Here is a 15819-nt window from a genome sequence, read left to right on the forward strand (position 1 = left end):
GGCGCGCGGACGAGCTAGGCGCGCCGCTTCTTCCGCTTGAAGAGCAGCCGGGGCAGCGCCTCGGGCACCGGCTGCCGGGTGATCGCCCCGGTCGGCAGCGGCGGGGCCGCCAGGGAGCCGTCGGGCAGGTCGGTGATCGTGTCCTGCGGGGTGAGCCGCACGACCCGGCACTCGTCCGCCCAGCGCTGCGGCATCCGCTCGCCGTCGGGCGCGTTCAGGCGCTTGCCCTTGAGCTCGGCGACGGCGGCCTCCCACGCCTCGGAGCGCGGCGCGAGCTCGGTCACCAGGGCCGTCCAGGCGATGAGCCGACCGCCCTTGTCCTTGCTGCGTACGGTCACTTCGGCGGTGCCGCCGTCCACGAGACCCGGCAGCGGCTGCTCGTCGGGGCCGTCGCCGACGAGGTGCGCCGCGCCCTCGTGCCATACGTGCCACAGGGCGCGGGCCGGCTCTTCGCCGCGCACCCAGATGAGGCCCGACTTCTTGGTGGCCTCCTCGAGGAGGGCCTGGGCGAGCAGCGTGTCTGTCATGCGCGCAGCCTACCGAGTGGGGTGCTGTGGGGTTCTAGAGCCAGCCGTTGCGCTTCAGGGTGCGGTGGATCGCGTAGCAGACCACGCCGATGAGGCCGAGGACCATCGGGTAGCCGAACCGCCAGTGCAGCTCGGGCATGTGGTCGAAGTTCATGCCGTAGACACCGCAGACCGCCGTGGGCACGGCGATGATCGCCGCCCAGGAGGTGATCTTGCGCATGTCCTCGTTCTGCGCGACCGCGGCCTGCGCGAGGTTGGCCTGGAGGATCGAGTTGAGCAGTTCATCGAAGCCGACGACCTGCTCCTGTACGCGGGCCAAGTGGTCGGCGACGTCACGGAAGTACTTCTGGATGTCCGGGTCGACCAGGCGCATCGGCCGCTCGCTCAGCAGCAGCATGGGGCGAAGCAGCGGCGACACGGCCCGCTTGAACTCCAGGACCTCACGCTTGAGCTGGTAGATCCGCCCGGCGTCGACACCGCGCGCGGAGCCCTTGCCCTTGCTCGGGGCGGAGAACACCTCGGTCTCCACCTCGTCGATGTCGTCCTGCATCGCGTCGGCGACCGCGAGATAGCCGTCGACGACGTGGTCGGCGATCGTGTGCAGGACGGCGGACGGGCCCTTGGAGAGCAGCTCGGGCTCCTCCTGGAGCCTGCGCCGGAGGGCGCGCAACGAGCCGTGGCCGCCGTGCCGCACGGTGATGAAGAAGTCCCGCCCGGTGAAGCACATCACCTCGCCGGTCTCCACGATCTCGCTGGTGGCGGTGAGTTCGGCGTGCTCGACGTAGTGGATGGTCTTGAAGACCGTGAAGAGCGTGTCGTCGTAGCGCTCCAGCTTGGGACGCTGGTGCGCGTGCACCGCGTCCTCGACGGCGAGCGGGTGCAGCCCGAACTCGGCGGCGATACCGGCGAATTCGGCCTCGGTCGGCTCGTGCAGGCCGATCCAGGCGAAGCCGCCGTCACGCCGCACCTGGAGCATCGCCTCGTGCGGCGTGAGCGTGTCGTCGCAGGCCGCGCGGCGGCCGTCGCGGTAGACGGCGCAGTCGACGACGGCGGAGGCGGCGGTGGGGTCGCGCGTGGTGTCGTACGAGCTGTAGGGGCTGCCGTCCTTGCGGAGCGAGGGGCGGACGGCGGCGCGAAGGTCACGGATCATCGACATGGGCAGACTCCTTCGACGGAGGCGACCGGCGAACGGTTGGAACTACCCGGAATGGGGACGTCCTGCTGAGGATGTTTGGCACGTCCACAAAGCGGGGAGCACCGCACCATCGCGGCGGCAGCTTCGCTACTGACTCAGATCGGAGAACTCAGAGAGATCAGGTGGAAACGAAGTGCTCTTCCGTCGCACGCGAGCACGGGGAGTGCAGGCGCACAGTGGCAGCTACAGAGCTGCGTGAGGTGTCAGACGGAAGAACGGGTGGTACTGCACGGTCGACTTCGATCCATGGCAGCCCCACCTCCTCCGGCCGGTCCCCCGTAGGGGAGTCCCAAGCGCGTAGCGCGCGAAGTCGTCTGCCCGGGGCTTGAAAGCGCGCTCTGCGTGCTGCCCGGAACCAGCGGCCAACACTATCAGCCGACTGAAGTGTCAAGCCCCGCCTTTACCCGTCTCTGACGAGTTCTATGCTCGGTTCATGGCTGATGTTCTTGCTCTGGTCGAGGCCCGTCTCCGTACCGGCCTCGGTGAACCGGGCGCCCGCGCCGCGGTGACCTTCCTCGGCACCGACCGCGTAGAAGTACTGCGTTTCACGGACGGGGACGTGGTCAGGTACGCCACCCTCGGCATGTCGGCCCAGCCGATGGCCGATCCCACTGCCGCTCTGGCCGACCCGGTCAAGGGCCCGCGGGCGGAGCTGATCCTGTCGGTGCGAGGTGGCGTCGCCGACACGGACAAGGTGCTGCGCCCCCTCGCAGTGCTTGCGGCCTCGCCGCAGGTCGAGGGCCTCATCGTGGCCCCCGGCGCCTCGCTCGACGTGGGTGAACCGCTGTGGCCCGGCGCGCAGTTCACGTCGGTGCTCGTCGCGGAGCCGGGCGGCTTGGTGGAGGACCTGGAGCTCGACGAACCGATGGAGCCCGTACGTTTCCTGCCGGTGCTGCCCATGACGCCGAACGAGGCCGCGTGGAAGCGCGTGCACGGCGCGCAGGCCCTGCAGGAGCGCTGGCTGAGCAGCGGGACGGACCTGCGCGATCCGCTGCGCAAGTCCGTGTCCCTGGACTGAAATCCCGTACGGAGACTCTCAGTTGGCGAAGACGGTGACGCCGTCCTCTGTGGCGTGCTTCGGTTCGAGCTCCTCCGCCTCGTGGGTCAGCGCGTCCTTGCGGACCCAGACCACGACCGCTCCGAGCACCGCCGTGACGGCCGCGACCACGAACGGGACGTGGATGTTGCTCCACTCCTCGATCTTCGGCGCGAAGAACGGCGCGGCGGCGGCCGCGAACCAGCGGACGAAGTTGTAGCCGGCGCTTGCCACCGGCCGCGGCGCGTCCGAGACGCCGAGCGCGAGTTCGGTGTAGACGGTGTTGTTCACGCCGATGAAGGCGCCGGACAGGATCGTGCAGACGATGGCCGTGGCGTGGTTGCCGTACCCGAGCACGAGCACGTCCGCCGCGAGCAGTACGAGCGAACCGCCGAGCACCTTCAGCGAGCCGAACCGCGCCTGCAGCCGGGGCGCCACGAGCACCGAGAAGACCGCGAGCAGCAGTCCCCATGCGAAGAAGATCGCACCCGACTTGTACGGGGTCATGTTCAGCACGAACGGCGTGAAGGCCAGGACCGTGAAGAACGTGTAGTTGTAGAAGAACGCGGAGGCGGCGGCGGACGCGAGCCCGCCGTGACCCAGTGCCTTGATCGGGGCGAGCAGTGAGGTCTTCTGCGCGGGCTTCGGCTGTTCCTTCAGGAACGCCGTGATGCAGAGGAAGCCGACCGCCATCAAGGCCGCGGTGCCGAAGAACGGGTAGCGCCAGCTGGCGTTGCCGAGCACCGCGCCGAGCAGTGGCCCGCACGCCATGCCGAGGCCGAGCGCCGACTCGTAGAGCAGGATCGCGGCGGCGCTGCCGCCGGCCGCCGCACCGACGATGACCGCCAGTGCGGTCGACACGAAGAGCGCGTTGCCGAGCCCCCATCCCGCGCGGAACCCGACGAGCTCGGCGACCGACCCCGACGTGCCGGCGAGCCCCGCGAAGACCACGACGAGCGCGAGCCCGAGGAGCAGGGTCTTCTTGCCGCCGATCCGGCTGGAGACGAATCCGGTCACCAGCATCGCGACGGCGGTGATCAGGAAGTACGAGGTGAAGAGCAGGGAGACCTGGCTCGCGGATGCGTCGAGGCCCTTGGCGATGGAGGGGAGGATCGGGTCGACGAGCCCGATGCCCATGAAGGCGACGACCGAAGCGCCTGCCGTGGCCCAGACTGCCTTCGGCTGACGCAGAAGGCTCGTCGCTCCCTCGTCGAACGGATCCCCTTCGGCGGGGCCTCCTCCTGTGCTGCTGTTCATGCCTGCTCCTTAGCGGCTTCCGTGCGGGCTGCGTGCGGGTTCCGTTGCGGTCCGTCAGCGGCTTCCGTCGAGATCGTTGACGTATACACATATTAGTTAGTCAGCCTAAAGGGTGCAAGCTACATCTAGTTTTGCCTGGTGACAGGGCCACCGGACGGGTGATCGTCCTTGACGGGGCGACGACCGGGGAGGACCGTTGGGCGCTATGAGGGGCGAACCCAGTTGCCCGAAGTGTGGTGGCCGGGTCAGGGCTCCCGGCCTCTTTGCCGACTCCTGGCAGTGCGATGTGCACGGGACGGTGCATCCGCTGCAGCCTGTGCTCCCGCCCAGCGTCGAGGCCCTCCAGGTCGTGGTGCATCGCGCTCAGGTACCGGTGTGGATGCCCTGGCCGCTGCCGGTCGGCTGGCTGTTCACGGGCGTTGCCTGCGCGGGCGACGACCGCAGCGGCGGCCGTGCGACCGCCGTGGCCTGCTCGGGACCCGCGCCGCTCGGCGGCATGGGCGAGCTCGTCCTGGTCGCCGAGGAGCTCGGCGTCGGTCTCGGCGCGCGGTACGCGGGCGTCGACGGCCCGGACCCCGGCCCGTATCTGAACGTCGAGAAGCCGCCGCAGGCCAAGCTCCTCGCGGCGGGCAGGCCGACCCCGATGTGGCACGTGGCGGGCACGCCGGACGACCGCGCGGTCTTCGCGGGCGAGGCGCGCGGCATGTGGCTGTGGGCGATCGCGTGGCCGGAGCAGTCGGGGCTTCTGATGTACGACGAGCTGGTGCTCACCGACCTGCGGGACGCGGGGGCCGAGGTGGACCTGCTGCCGTGCGGGGCGCTTTCGCCGCGGATCCTGATGCCGTGAGGTGGGGGCGGTCCGCGTGAGCTTCGTGGGTGGTGGGGCGTTGGGGTAGTGAGGGGAGTCTCCTCCGTGGCGGCCGGTGGAACGTTCGGGTCCCGTTATCCTTGAGCGTCCCCTCGTCCGCCCCGTCAGAGCCTGGAGTCCGCGTCGTGCGCATCGACCTGCACACCCACTCCACCGCTTCCGACGGCACGGACACCCCGGCGCAGCTGGTGCGCAACGCTGCCGCCGCCGGGCTCGACGTCGTCGCGCTCACGGACCACGACACCACCCGCGGGTACGGGGAGGCCGTCGCGGCACTCCCCGTCGGCCTCACCCTCGTCACCGGTGCCGAACTCTCCTGCCGCCTCGACGGCGTGGGCCTGCACATGCTGGCCTACCTCTTCGATCCCGAGGAGCCCGAGCTCGCACGCGAGCGCGAGCTCGTGCGCGACGACCGGGTGCCCCGCGCGAAGGCGATGATCGGCAAGCTCCAGGAGCTGGGCGTGGCCGTCACGTGGGAGCAGGTCGCGCGCATCGCGGGCGACGGCTCGGTCGGCCGCCCGCACATCGCCGAGGCGCTGGTGGAACTGGGCGTCGTGCCCACCGTCTCGGACGCCTTCACGGCCGACTGGCTCGCCGACGGCGGCCGTGCGTACGCCGAGAAGCACGAGCTCGACCCCTTCGACGCGATCCGTCTGGTCAAGGCGGCGGGCGGCGTCACCGTCTTCGCACACCCGGCGGCCGTCAAGCGCGGGCAGGTCGTGCCCGAGGCCGCGATAGCTGCGCTGGCCGCAGCGGGTCTCGACGGCATTGAGGCCGACCACATGGACCACGATCCGGCCACCCGCACCAAGCTGCACGGCCTCGCGACGGACCTCGGCCTGCTGGCCACGGGGTCGAGCGACTACCACGGCAGCCGCAAGACCTGTGTGCTCGGGGAGTTCACCACCGACCCCGAGATCTACGGGGAGATCACGCGCCGCGCGACCGGGGCGTTCCCGGTGCCGGGCGCGGGCGGACACGCGGGCGCATAGCGCTCGCTGCGCCACCGGCCCGCCGGCTCCACCTGCCCCACCCTTCCCGCCGCCCTCGCGCGGCACTTTCGTACGACTCACTGCAAGGCCATCACTGTGTTCGACGTCGCCGTCTTCGGATCCCTCTTTCTCACCCTTTTTGTCATCATGGATCCCCCTGGGATCACGCCGATCTTCCTCGGGCTCACCTCGGGCCGTCCCGCCAAGGTGCAGAAGAAGATGGCCTTCCAGGCCGTGTGCGTCGCCTTCGGCGTGATCGCGGTCTTCGGGCTCCTGGGCCACCAGATCCTCGACTACCTGCATGTCTCCGTCCCCGCGCTGATGATCGCGGGCGGGCTGCTGCTCCTGCTGATCGCACTCGACCTGCTCACCGGCAAGACGGACGAGCCGAAGCAGACCAAGGACGTGAACGTCGCCCTCGTGCCGCTGGGCATGCCGCTGCTCGCGGGGCCCGGCGCGATCGTCTCGGTCATCCTGGCCGTCCAGGACGCCGACAGTGTCGGCGGGCAGGTCTCCGTGTGGGCGGCGATCGTGGCGATGCACGTCGTGCTGTGGCTCGTGATGCGCTACTCGCTGCTGATCATCCGGGTCATCAAGGACGGCGGCGTGGTCCTGGTGACGCGGCTCGCGGGCATGATGCTCTCCGCGATCGCGGTGCAGCAGATCATCAACGGCGTGACGCAGGTGATCAAGGGCGGGTAGCGCGCCCCTGGCGCGGGCAGCCGACCGGGCATGCCAAGGGCCCCCGTACCAAAGGTGTACGGGGGCCCTTCAACCTGTCAGTGCAACGTGTGCGTTACGAGGCCGGGGATTCGGCCGGGCGGATATAGATGCGCTGGCCGATCGCTGCGGCCTGCTGCACGATCCGATTGACGGAGGCGGCGTCTACGACGGTCCGGTCCACGGCGGCGCCGTCGACGTCGTCGAGTCGCATGATTTCGAAGCGCATATGGCTTCTCCCTTCGTCTGGTCATCCTCCTGAAGGAGAACTACTGGTGTTGTGGTCCCCCGGGACAGCTGTGTCCTGCGGTTCCTACGGGTACAACGAGTTGCCCCCAGCAAACATTCCCTACGCTAAGGAAATTTTTCGACAGACTAATTACCCGCGAGTAGCGAGACCGGTTGTGTTCGCTGCGTGACCAACGGGACAATGATCCCAATGAACGACGAGATCGACATCAGCGCCCAGCTGGAGCGCACCAACGGACTCCTCGAGCGCATGCTCGCCGAGGTGGCGAAGACGCCGTCCACGCACGCGATCTTCGTCGATGCCGGGTATGTGTACGCGGCGGCGGGACGGCTCGCGGTCGGCACGGAGGACCGGCGGGCCTTCGACCTGGACGCGGAGGGTCTGATCGAGGCGTTCATCGACAAGGCGCGCACGATCTTCGCGGACAGCCGTCTGCTGCGCGTCTACTGGTACGACGGTGCGCGGCGCCGCATCCACACCGTGGAGCAGCAGTCGATCGCGGAGCTCCCGGACGTCAAGGTCCGCCTGGGCAACCTCAACGCGAACAACCAGCAGAAGGGCGTGGACTCCCTCATCCGGACGGATCTGGAGTCACTGGCCCGGCACCGAGCGATCAGTGACGCGGCCCTGATCGGGGGCGACGAGGACCTGGTCTCGGCGGTGGAGGCGGCGCAGGGGTACGGCGCCCGGGTGCATCTGTGGGGCATCGAGGCGTCCGACGGCCGCAACCAGGCGGAGCCGCTGCTGTGGGAGGTCGACAGTCAGCGCACGTTCGACCTCGAGTTCTTCAAGCCGTACGTGTCCCGGCGCAGCGCCGCGGCGACGTACGAGATGGCGGGCACGCCGCGGCCTTCGCGCGAGGACGTGCGCTTCGTGGGCGCGCAGATCGCCGCGAAGTGGCTTGCGGCGCGGGGGCGCGCGGCGTTGGTGGACCTGCTGCCCGGCCATCCGTATCTGCCGGGGTCGGTGGACCAGGAGCTCCTGGTGGAGGCCGAGAAGCTGCTCGCGTACTCGCTGCGGGGGCAGTCCGACTTGCGGCGGGCGTTGCGGGACGGCTTCTGGGAGCACTTGCAGACGCGGTACTAGCGCAGTGCAGAGGCAGTACTAGCGCCGTGCTGGCGCAGTACTCGCGGCTGCGGGTCGCCTTCGCTACTGCCGGGCGGCGATCCCGTCCCAGAAGGCGATGAGAGCGGCGGCGGTCTCCGTCGGGCGGTCGGTGTTGGGGGAGTGCTCGGCGCCCGCGATGACGGTGCGGTGGGCCCGTAGCCGCTCCGCCATGTCGTCGATCCAGGGGATGGGCCAGGTGTCGTCGCGCTCTCCCGATACGACGTGCTTGGGCAGAGGCGTGGCGGCGAGCTCCGAGACACGGTCGGGCTCGGCGCAGAGCTGCTTGCCGGTGGCGATGAGCTGGGCGGGGCTGTGCCGCAGCCAGCGCTCGCGCAGGGCGTCGCCGTCGACGTCGGTGTCCTCGGGCGGGTCCATGGCCTGGATCGCCGCCCATGCCTCGGCCATGGACAGGACGCCGAGGGCGTCGGTCAGCATCTTGGCGCGGGCCTGCTGGGATGCCGAGATCTGGGCGGGTCCGGATGCCACCAGGGTGAGCGAGGCGAAGGTGTCCGCGGGGGCGCGGAGGACCGCGGCGCGGGCGATCTGCCCTCCGAGGGAGTGCCCGAGGAGGTGGAGGCGCGGCTGAGGGTGCGGTGCGCCGCCGACGGCTTCGGCCTGGGCGAGGACGTCCAGGGCCAACTGGTCCTGCGCGTACGGGGATTCGTCGTCCGCGGGACCCTGACTCTCGTACTGTCCGCGACCGTCGACGGAGACGGCTCGGTACCCGGCATCTGCGATGGGCCTGAGCAGGGCGATGAAGTCCTCCTTGCTCCCGGTGAATCCGGGGAGCAACAGGACGGTGCCCTTGGCCTGGCCGGCCGGTGGCCGCGCGTCGAGCGCGGCGAACTCGCCGCGCACGGTCTGGAGACGGGGGGCGTCGACGCCCGGGGGCGGGGTGAAGGTCGGGGGCCTGCTCATGCACTGAGGCTAGCTGGCCGGCTTTCCCGTGCTGCGCGCGGATCTTTCCCGGCCGCTCACCCGTTGCTCCGCAATCGCACGGTGATCGTGGTCCTGCGGCTGCGGCTGCGGCTGCGGCTGCGGGGTAATCGGGTAGGTGGGCGGGAGAGGTCCGGCGCGGAGCGCCGGGGTAGGTGGGGGCGGACCGCAACTCGCCTGGTCGGGGTTGCCTGGCGCCGGGCAGGCGCCCTGTAACTGGGCAGTGGGGGACGGGAGTTGGCGGGTGGTATGCCGAAGGCCCGGCGCCCCGTAGGGGGCCGGGCCTTCAAGCGTTCAGGCTTGGCGGAGCGTCCGCTCAGCCCTCCGGTGCCTCGACCGGCGCGGCCACCGCCTTGCGGGTGCGGCGGCGCGGCTTTGCGACCGCTGCTTCCTCGGTGGCCGCCGGGGCCTCCGCAGCCTTGCGCGTGCGGCGACGGGGCTTGGTCTCCTCCGTCGGCTGAGCGGGGATCTCCGCCTCGACGGTGTCCACCGCTGCCTCTGCCGTCTTGCGGGTCCTGCGGCGGGGCTTGGTCTCGACGGGCTCTGCCGGCTCGACCGACTTGGCCGTGTCCACTGCGGGCTCCGCTGCCTTGCGGGTGCGGCGGCGGGGCTTGGTCTCCGTGGGCTCCACCGTTTCCGCAGCCTCGGCCACGGGCTCGGCCGTCTTGCGGGTGCGGCGGCGGGGCTTCGTCTCCGCGGGTTCCACGGCCTCCACCGTGTCCACCGCAGCCTCGGCCACGGGCTCGGCCGTCTTGCGGGTGCGGCGGCGGGGCTTGGTCTCCGCGGGCTCCACGGCCTCCGCCGTGTCCACCGCGTCCTCTGCTGCCTCTGCCGTCTTGCGGGTCCTGCGGCGGGGCTTGGTCTCGACGGGCTCTGCCGGCTCGACCGTCTCGGCCGTGTCCACTGCGGGCTCCGCTGCCTTGCGGGTGCGGCGGCGGGGCTTGGTCTCCGTGGGCTCCACCGTGTCCACCGCAGCCTCGGCCACGGGCTCGGCCGTCTTGCGGGTCCTGCGGCGCGGCTTCGTCTCCGCGGGCTCCACGGCCTCGACCGTGTTCGCCACTGCCTCCGCGGCCTCCGGCTCCTCCGAGCCGCTCCGCGTCCGCCGGCGGCGGCGCGGTGTACGCGGCTCCGTCAGTTCGGCCTCCGGGGCGGACACAGCAGTCGCAGTCGCAGTCGCCGTAGCCTCAGCCACCGCGGGTGCCTCCAGCGGCGTACCCGAACGTGTCCGGCGGCGGCGACGCGGCGTACGTGCCTCACGCGGCTCGCGCTCCGGCTCGGGAGCGCGCCCACGGTCACGGTCACGGCCGGCGTCACGGCCCGCGTCACGGCCGCCACGGTCCCGACCGCGCGAGCCGCCCTTGCCGCCCGTCTCGCCGAGGTCTTCGACCTCCTCGGCGCGGAGCCCGGCACGGGTCCGCTCGGCGCGCGGCAGCACACCCTTCGTGCCTGCCGGGATGTTCAGCTCCTCGTACAGGTGAGGAGAGCTTGAGTACGTCTCGACCGGGTCGCTGAGACCGAGGTTCAGCGCCTTGTTGATCAGCTGCCAGCGCGGGATGTCGTCCCAGTCGACCAGCGTGATCGCGATGCCCTTGGCGCCCGCGCGGCCGGTGCGGCCGATGCGGTGCAGGTAGGTCTTCTCGTCCTCGGGGGACTGGTAGTTGATGACGTGCGTGACGCCGCCGACGTCGATGCCGCGTGCGGCCACGTCCGTGCAGACGAGCACGTCCACCTTGCCGTTGCGGAACGCGCGCAGCGCCTGCTCGCGGGCGCCCTGCCCGAGGTCGCCGTGCACGGCGCCCGAGGCGAAGCCGCGCTTCTCGAGCTGCTCGGCGATGTCCGCGGCGGTCCGCTTCGTACGGCAGAAGATCATCGCGAGCCCGCGGCCGTCGGCCTGCAGGATGCGCGAGACCATCTCGGGCTTGTCCATGTTGTGCGCGCGGTACACGTGCTGCTTCGTGTTCGCGACGGTCTGGCCCTCGTCGTCCGGCGCGGTGGCGCGGATGTGTGTGGGCTGCGACATGTAGCGACGGGCCAGGCCGATGACCGCGCCCGGCATGGTCGCCGAGAACAGCATCGTCTGACGCTTCGGCGGCAGCATGTTGATGATCCGCTCGACGTCGGGCAGGAAGCCCAGGTCAAGCATCTCGTCGGCCTCGTCGAGGACCAGGCACTTGATGTGCTTGAGGTTGAGCTTCTTCTGGCCCGCGAGGTCGAGCAGACGACCCGGCGTGCCGACGACGATGTCGATGCCCTTCTTGAGGGCTTCGACCTGCGGTTCGTAGGCACGGCCGCCGTATATGGCGAGGACGCGGACGTTGCGCGCCTTGCCGGCGGTCAGGAGGTCGTTCGTGACCTGCTGGCACAGCTCACGGGTGGGGACGACGATGAGCGCCTGCGGGGCGTCGGTCAGCTGCTCGGGCTTGGCCCGGCCCGCCTCGACGTCCGCGGGGACGGTGACGCGCTCCAGGAGCGGGAGTCCGAAGCCGAGCGTCTTGCCGGTGCCGGTCTTGGCCTGGCCGATGACGTCGGTGCCGGAGAGCGCTACGGGCAGCGTCATCTCTTGGATGGGGAAAGGGCTGATGATGCCGACGGCCTCAAGGGCCTCGGCCGTCTCGGGGAGAATTCCGAGATCGCGGAAAGTCGTAGTCAGGGCATTGCCTCTTCTGTGGACGCAGTCCGAGGCGAACGCTGGGGGTCGTGACCGTGCCACTACCGCCGGCTGCTTGGGGGGCGGGGCCGGGGGCGCGGGACCACTGCCTGCGCTCGAGCGCTCGTACCGCTGAGGTTCCCTCCTCGTGCCGTCCGCACTGTGCGGGCCGCATGGAGGGCTGTCGGTTCGGAGCCGATCGGGCCTCCGACCGGGCATCCTCATTCGTACGGCCCGACGAATATTCGGCGGGCGCATTACCACTGTACCCCGGAATCTCGCAGCCGTGTCTGGCGAATTGGTCACGTAGTCGTCGTCACAGTCACTGACCAGGCCCTTACACGTTGCTGCGAGCGGGCTATTGTGCGGTTTATGGAGACGCCTGACACCGCCGCTGACACACCTGACGAACCCACGGGAATCGCCGCCCAGGACTGGAAGACCGCTGCCGACGAGCCGCATTACCGCGCCGCCGTGGTGGATCTGCTCGGAGCGCTCGCCTACGGAGAGCTCGCGGCGTTCGAGCGGCTCGCGGAGGACGCGAAGCTTGCGCCGACGCTCGGCGACAAGGCGGAGCTGGCGAAGATGGCGTCGGCCGAATTCCACCACTTCGAGCAGTTGCGGGACCGGCTCACGGCGATCGGCGCGGACGCGACGGAGGCGATGGAGCCCTTCGTGGCGGCCCTCGACGGCTTCCACCGCCAGACGGCGCCGTCCGACTGGCTGGAGGGCCTGGTCAAGGCGTACGTGGGCGACTCGATCGCCAGTGACTTCTACCGCGAGGTCGCGGCGCGGCTCGACGGCGACACCCGTCGTCTCGTCCTGGGCGTGCTCGACGACACGGGGCACGCGAGTTTCGCCGTGGAGAAGGTGCGGGCCGCGATCGACGCGGATCCCCGTCTGGGTGGGCGGCTCGCGCTGTGGGCCCGTCGCCTGATGGGCGAGGCGCTCTCGCAGTCGCAGCGGGTCGTTGCCGACCGGGACGCGCTGTCGACCATGCTGGTCGGGGGCGTGGCCGATGGGTTCGACCTTGCCGAGGTCGGGCGGATGTTCTCCCGGATCACTGAGGCGCACACGAAGCGGATGGCTGCGCTGGGCCTCGCGGCGTAGTCGCTGGGGCTCCGGGGCGCGGATTTCGTCTTGGCCTGCGGGTGTGCCTGCGCCTGCGCCTGCGTCTGCGGGTGGGGGCTTGTCGCACCGTTCCCCGCGCCCCTTTGGGGCACGGATTTGCCGTTTGTGCCTGCGGGTGCATCGTGGTTGCTCGCGCCCCTGTGGGGGCGCCCCGCCCCTACGCCGTCGCCGAGCGACGGCGTAGGCGGCCACGGCTGGGGCGGAGCAGGAGTGAGAGCAGGGCCGCTGCCACGGCCACCGCGCCGGCGATCGTGGCGGGGGCGTGGCCCGCGCCCAGGGCCATGTGCGTGACGAATGCGCCGATCACGGCTCCCGCCGCCCCGGTCGAAAGGACCAGGTTGCGGGCGGGCAGCCGGTGGGGCAGTCGGTGGGCCGCTGCCCACGCCAGGGCGAAACCGAGCAGTGCGGATCCAAGTGCTTCCAGAATCACAGGGTGTCCCTCCCTCGCGGCCAGGTGCAAAACGGTCGTAGCCGGTCTTACCCGTGGCGGCCGGAATACAACCCTCCAGACCTTCTGTGCGCGAGGCGGTGCGGCAAACAAGAACGGCCCGGTGGTCGCGCAGTCGCAACCACCGGGCCGTTCTCTTTCGTTGAGCTGTGTGCTGCGTCCTGGACTACAGGGCGCTGAAGCCCACCTTGCGTGCGGTCGGCTCACCGAGCTCGACGTACGCAAGACGGTCGGCCGGAACCAGGACCTTGCGGCCGTGGTCGTCCACGAGGCTCAGCAGCGGCGACTTGCCGGTCAGCGCCTCGGACACCGCGTGCTCGACTTCCTCGGCACTCTGGCCGCTCTCCAGCACGATCTCGCGGGGCGCGTACTGCACGCCGATCTTGACCTCCACGGCTTTGTCCCTCCGACGGTCAGTGATGTGCGCGGCCGTCCGCGCCGTACTCAGCACACATTAGCCCGGTGAAGCGACGCGTATGCTTCCGCCGCTGCACGCCAGTAGCGAACAGAGATCGGGAACAGAACGCAGGCAACCGAATCCGGGGGTCAGTGGCCGTCCACGCCGTGCAGCGGGAAGCCCGCGATACCGCGCCAGGCCAGCGAGGTGAGCAGCTCCACCGCCTTGTCGCGCGGGACCGTGCTTCCGCTGGCGAGCCAGTACCGGGCGACCACCTGTGAGTAGCCGCCGAGGCCCACGGCGAGCAGCATCGCCTCGTCACGGGGCAGGCCCGTGTCCTCGGCGATGACCTCGCAGATCGCTTCCGCGCACTGGAGCGTGACGCGGTCCACGCGCTCGCGGACCGCGGCCTCGTTCGTCAGGTCGGACTCGAAGACGAGGCGGAAGGCGCCGCCCTCGTCCTCCACGTACGCGAAGTAGGCGTCCATCGTGGCCGCGACGCGCAGTTTGTTGTCCGACGTGGAGGCAAGTGCCGTACGCACGGACTGCAGCAGTGATTCGCAGTGCTGGTCGAGCAGCGCGAGATACAGGTCGAGCTTGCCGGGGAAGTGCTGGTAGAGCACCGGCTTGCTGACTCCGGCCCGCTCGGCGATGTCGTCCATCGCGGCCGCGTGGTAACCCTGCGCGACGAAGACCTCTTGCGCCGCGCCCAGCAACTGATTGCGTCGGGCACGACGCGGCAGGCGTGTGCCCCGCGGGCGCGCCGCCTCTGTCTGCTCGATGGCTGTCACGCCGCCTCCCATGATCGTGAATGTGCGGTGTGCGCCGCGCGGCCATCGTACTTTTCGGTAACCGTGATGTGCGCGGTACGGCCGGAGAATTTCACGGACTGGATGACCGTGAAAGCCGTGCGTAGCAGGGCAAACACGGGCAGCTCAGCGATAGTCGTCCTCGTCGATCGTGACGACGCGGGCCTGTTCGGCCAGGTCGGCCTCGTTGGCCGAGTCCTTGTCCGCGTCCTGCAAGGAGTCGTCCTCGCGCGGCGCGAGGTCGGTGTGCTGCTCCGCGGCATCGGCCTCGGGCGCCTCGGCGCTGGTGTCGGCGGTCTCTTCGGCCTCGAAGGTCTCGGGGTCGGACGGGTCGACGGTCATCGTGGCTCTCTTCCCTAGCGGACTAGTGGTGCGAGTGCCCTGTTCGCCCTCATCTATGAGCCTAGGAGACTGCCGAACCAGGCGCTACGCGATCTCGGGGCGACATCGGCCGGATCTGTGACGGCGAACACATGAACCACGGTGTGATCGTCTCGTAACATTGCCGCATGTCTTCGACCGAGCTGCCGGACCTGATCGCTGCCTCCGTCGCGCCCAAACCGGGCTCCGTCGGGGTCGCGCCGGGCGAGAAGCTCGGCTCGGTCACCCTCCCCGGGCTCACGCTCTCGGTGCGTTCGAGACCGTCCGTGCGCGAGGGGCTGCCCCCCGCGCTGTACGTCCACGGGCTCGGCGGATCCTCGCAGAACTGGTCGGCCCTGATGCCGCTGCTCGAGGACGTCGTCGACTGTGCGGCGATCGACCTGCCGGGGTTCGGCGATTCGCCGCCGCCGGACGACGGCAACTACTCGATCACCGGTCACGCGCGCGCGGTCATCAGATATCTGGACGCGCGCGAGGACGGGCCCGTCCATCTGATCGCCAATTCGATGGGCGGCGCGGTCAGCACCCGCGTCGCCGCCGTCCGCCCCGACCTGGTCCGCACCCTCACGCTGATCTCGCCCGCGCTCCCGGAGCTGCGGGTGCAGCGCACGGCCCTGCCGACCGGGCTCCTCGCGGTGCCCGGCGTCGCGAAGCTCTTCACCCGGCTCACCAGGGACTGGTCGGCCGAGCAGCGCGTCAGCGGCGTCATGGGGCTCTGCTACGGCGACCCGGGCCGGGTCTCGCCCGAGGGGTACAGCGCGGCCGTGCGGGAGATGGAGCGCAGGCTCGCCCTTCCGTACATGTGGGACGCGATGGCCCGCTCGGCGCGCGGCATCGTGAACGCGTACACACTGGGCGGGCAGCAGGGTCTGTGGCGGCAGGCGGAGCGGGTGCTCGCGCCGACGCTGCTGATCTACGGCGGCCGGGATCTGCTCGTCTCGTTCCGCATGGCCCGCAAGGCCGCCGCGGCGTTCCGTGACTCACGGCTGCTCACGCTGCCGGACGCGGGGCATGTGGCGATGATGGAGTATCCCGATACGGTGGCCACGGCCGTCCGCGAACTCCTCGCGGACACAGACGACCTGCCTGGATCCGGCCGTTCGGGCGCGAGGAGCTGA

General features: G+C 70.3%; 17 protein-coding genes. 7 read left to right on the forward strand and 10 right to left on the reverse strand.

Translation table 11 applies throughout. From position 1 onward, the window contains the following. Positions 1–14: 14 nt before the first annotated feature. Together AC5P1C_RS26495 and AC5P1C_RS26500 are read right to left on the reverse strand one after the other, a co-directional pair. Positions 15–527 carry a hypothetical protein gene (locus AC5P1C_RS26495; protein WP_493868428.1) on the reverse strand — a complete coding sequence of 171 codons (513 nt, stop codon included), beginning with the start codon at positions 525–527 and terminating at the stop codon, positions 15–17. 34 nt (positions 528–561) lie between these two features. After that, entirely contained in the window at positions 562–1683 is a 1122-nt protein-coding gene (locus tag AC5P1C_RS26500) for a magnesium and cobalt transport protein CorA (RefSeq protein ID WP_493868429.1), read from the reverse strand. A 472-nt stretch (positions 1684–2155) separates the two neighbouring features. On the opposite strand from AC5P1C_RS26500, the gene AC5P1C_RS26505 reads away from it, so the two are divergent. Then, on the forward strand, positions 2156–2740 hold the full coding sequence (locus tag AC5P1C_RS26505) for a suppressor of fused domain protein (protein WP_493868430.1): 585 nt from the start codon (positions 2156–2158) through the stop codon (positions 2738–2740). An 18-nt stretch (positions 2741–2758) separates the two neighbouring features. Here the strand turns inward: AC5P1C_RS26505 and AC5P1C_RS26510 are convergent, their stop codons facing one another. Next, a complete protein-coding gene (locus AC5P1C_RS26510; protein ID WP_493868431.1) occupies positions 2759–4015 on the reverse strand; it encodes an MFS transporter in 1257 nt (418 codons plus the stop codon). Between the two features lie 205 nt (positions 4016–4220). On the opposite strand from AC5P1C_RS26510, the gene AC5P1C_RS26515 reads away from it, so the two are divergent. The 3 genes from AC5P1C_RS26515 (at position 4221) to AC5P1C_RS26525 (ending at position 6577) form a co-directional block, all read left to right on the forward strand. Beyond that, positions 4221–4862 carry a DUF6758 family protein gene (locus AC5P1C_RS26515; protein WP_493868432.1) on the forward strand — a complete coding sequence of 214 codons (642 nt, stop codon included), beginning with the start codon at positions 4221–4223 and terminating at the stop codon, positions 4860–4862. A 146-nt stretch (positions 4863–5008) separates the two neighbouring features. Next, a complete protein-coding gene (locus AC5P1C_RS26520; protein WP_493868433.1) occupies positions 5009–5875 on the forward strand; it encodes a PHP domain-containing protein in 867 nt (288 codons plus the stop codon). Between the two features lie 96 nt (positions 5876–5971). Continuing rightward, positions 5972–6577: a MarC family protein gene (locus AC5P1C_RS26525; RefSeq protein WP_493868434.1), complete on the forward strand. Its 606-nt coding sequence runs from the start codon at positions 5972–5974 to the stop codon at positions 6575–6577. 94 nt (positions 6578–6671) lie between these two features. Here AC5P1C_RS26525 and AC5P1C_RS26530 read toward each other — a convergent pair whose 3' ends face one another. Then, positions 6672–6824, reverse strand: coding sequence for a DUF8834 family protein (locus AC5P1C_RS26530; RefSeq protein ID WP_167829028.1), 153 nt, complete (start codon positions 6822–6824; stop codon positions 6672–6674). A gap of 201 nt (positions 6825–7025) precedes the next feature. On the opposite strand from AC5P1C_RS26530, the gene AC5P1C_RS26535 reads away from it, so the two are divergent. Then, the gene (locus tag AC5P1C_RS26535; RefSeq protein WP_493868435.1) at positions 7026–7931 is read left to right on the forward strand and encodes an NYN domain-containing protein; all 906 of its coding nucleotides are present in this window, start codon (positions 7026–7028) and stop codon (positions 7929–7931) included. Between the two features lie 63 nt (positions 7932–7994). Here AC5P1C_RS26535 and AC5P1C_RS26540 read toward each other — a convergent pair whose 3' ends face one another. Further along, complete coding sequence (locus AC5P1C_RS26540) at positions 7995–8870, reverse strand: alpha/beta fold hydrolase (RefSeq protein WP_493868436.1); 876 nt, start codon at positions 8868–8870, stop codon at positions 7995–7997. Between the two features lie 334 nt (positions 8871–9204). Further along, on the reverse strand, positions 9205–11445 hold the full coding sequence (locus AC5P1C_RS26545) for a DEAD/DEAH box helicase (protein ID WP_493868437.1): 2241 nt from the start codon (positions 11443–11445) through the stop codon (positions 9205–9207). Positions 11446–11907: 462 nt separating this feature from the next. Here AC5P1C_RS26545 and AC5P1C_RS26550 point away from each other — a divergent pair, with 462 nt between their 5' ends. After that, the gene (locus AC5P1C_RS26550; protein WP_493868438.1) at positions 11908–12645 is read left to right on the forward strand and encodes a ferritin-like fold-containing protein; all 738 of its coding nucleotides are present in this window, start codon (positions 11908–11910) and stop codon (positions 12643–12645) included. Positions 12646–12823: 178 nt separating this feature from the next. On the opposite strand, the gene AC5P1C_RS26555 is transcribed toward AC5P1C_RS26550, so the two are convergent. From AC5P1C_RS26555 to AC5P1C_RS26570, 4 genes are all read right to left on the reverse strand, one after another. After that, on the reverse strand, positions 12824–13096 hold the full coding sequence (locus AC5P1C_RS26555) for a hypothetical protein (protein WP_493868439.1): 273 nt from the start codon (positions 13094–13096) through the stop codon (positions 12824–12826). Positions 13097–13280: 184 nt separating this feature from the next. Next, entirely contained in the window at positions 13281–13508 is a 228-nt protein-coding gene (locus tag AC5P1C_RS26560) for a DUF3107 domain-containing protein (protein WP_055565193.1), read from the reverse strand. A 152-nt stretch (positions 13509–13660) separates the two neighbouring features. Then, entirely contained in the window at positions 13661–14302 is a 642-nt protein-coding gene (locus AC5P1C_RS26565; protein WP_160507089.1) for a TetR family transcriptional regulator, read from the reverse strand. Between the two features lie 144 nt (positions 14303–14446). Next, positions 14447–14662 (reverse strand): Rv3202a family protein, encoded by a 216-nt coding sequence (locus AC5P1C_RS26570; protein ID WP_493868440.1) that lies wholly within the window; start codon positions 14660–14662, stop codon positions 14447–14449. Between the two features lie 167 nt (positions 14663–14829). Between AC5P1C_RS26570 and AC5P1C_RS26575 the strand changes: the two genes are divergently transcribed. Next, positions 14830–15819, forward strand: coding sequence for an alpha/beta fold hydrolase (locus tag AC5P1C_RS26575; RefSeq protein WP_493868441.1), 990 nt, complete (start codon positions 14830–14832; stop codon positions 15817–15819).

This window comes from Streptomyces sp. A18, from assembly GCF_059026065.1.

What these genes read in the sequence shown, in the direction of transcription:
- AC5P1C_RS26495 (WP_493868428.1), bottom strand. Translation starts at nt 527, where the DNA reads ATGACAGACACGCTGCTCGCCCAGGCCCTCCTCGAGGAGGCCACCAAG.
- AC5P1C_RS26500 (WP_493868429.1), bottom strand. Translation starts at nt 1,683, where the DNA reads ATGTCGATGATCCGTGACCTTCGCGCCGCCGTCCGCCCCTCGCTCCGC.
- AC5P1C_RS26505 (WP_493868430.1), top strand. Translation starts at nt 2,156, where the DNA reads ATGGCTGATGTTCTTGCTCTGGTCGAGGCCCGTCTCCGTACCGGCCTC.
- AC5P1C_RS26510 (WP_493868431.1), bottom strand. Translation starts at nt 4,015, where the DNA reads ATGAACAGCAGCACAGGAGGAGGCCCCGCCGAAGGGGATCCGTTCGAC.
- AC5P1C_RS26515 (WP_493868432.1), top strand. Translation starts at nt 4,221, where the DNA reads ATGAGGGGCGAACCCAGTTGCCCGAAGTGTGGTGGCCGGGTCAGGGCT.
- AC5P1C_RS26530 (WP_167829028.1), bottom strand. Translation starts at nt 6,824, where the DNA reads ATGCGCTTCGAAATCATGCGACTCGACGACGTCGACGGCGCCGCCGTG.
- AC5P1C_RS26535 (WP_493868435.1), top strand. Translation starts at nt 7,026, where the DNA reads ATGATCCCAATGAACGACGAGATCGACATCAGCGCCCAGCTGGAGCGC.
- AC5P1C_RS26540 (WP_493868436.1), bottom strand. Translation starts at nt 8,870, where the DNA reads ATGAGCAGGCCCCCGACCTTCACCCCGCCCCCGGGCGTCGACGCCCCC.
- AC5P1C_RS26545 (WP_493868437.1), bottom strand. Translation starts at nt 11,445, where the DNA reads ATGACGCTGCCCGTAGCGCTCTCCGGCACCGACGTCATCGGCCAGGCC.
- AC5P1C_RS26550 (WP_493868438.1), top strand. Translation starts at nt 11,908, where the DNA reads ATGGAGACGCCTGACACCGCCGCTGACACACCTGACGAACCCACGGGA.
- AC5P1C_RS26570 (WP_493868440.1), bottom strand. Translation starts at nt 14,662, where the DNA reads ATGACCGTCGACCCGTCCGACCCCGAGACCTTCGAGGCCGAAGAGACC.
- AC5P1C_RS26575 (WP_493868441.1), top strand. Translation starts at nt 14,830, where the DNA reads ATGTCTTCGACCGAGCTGCCGGACCTGATCGCTGCCTCCGTCGCGCCC.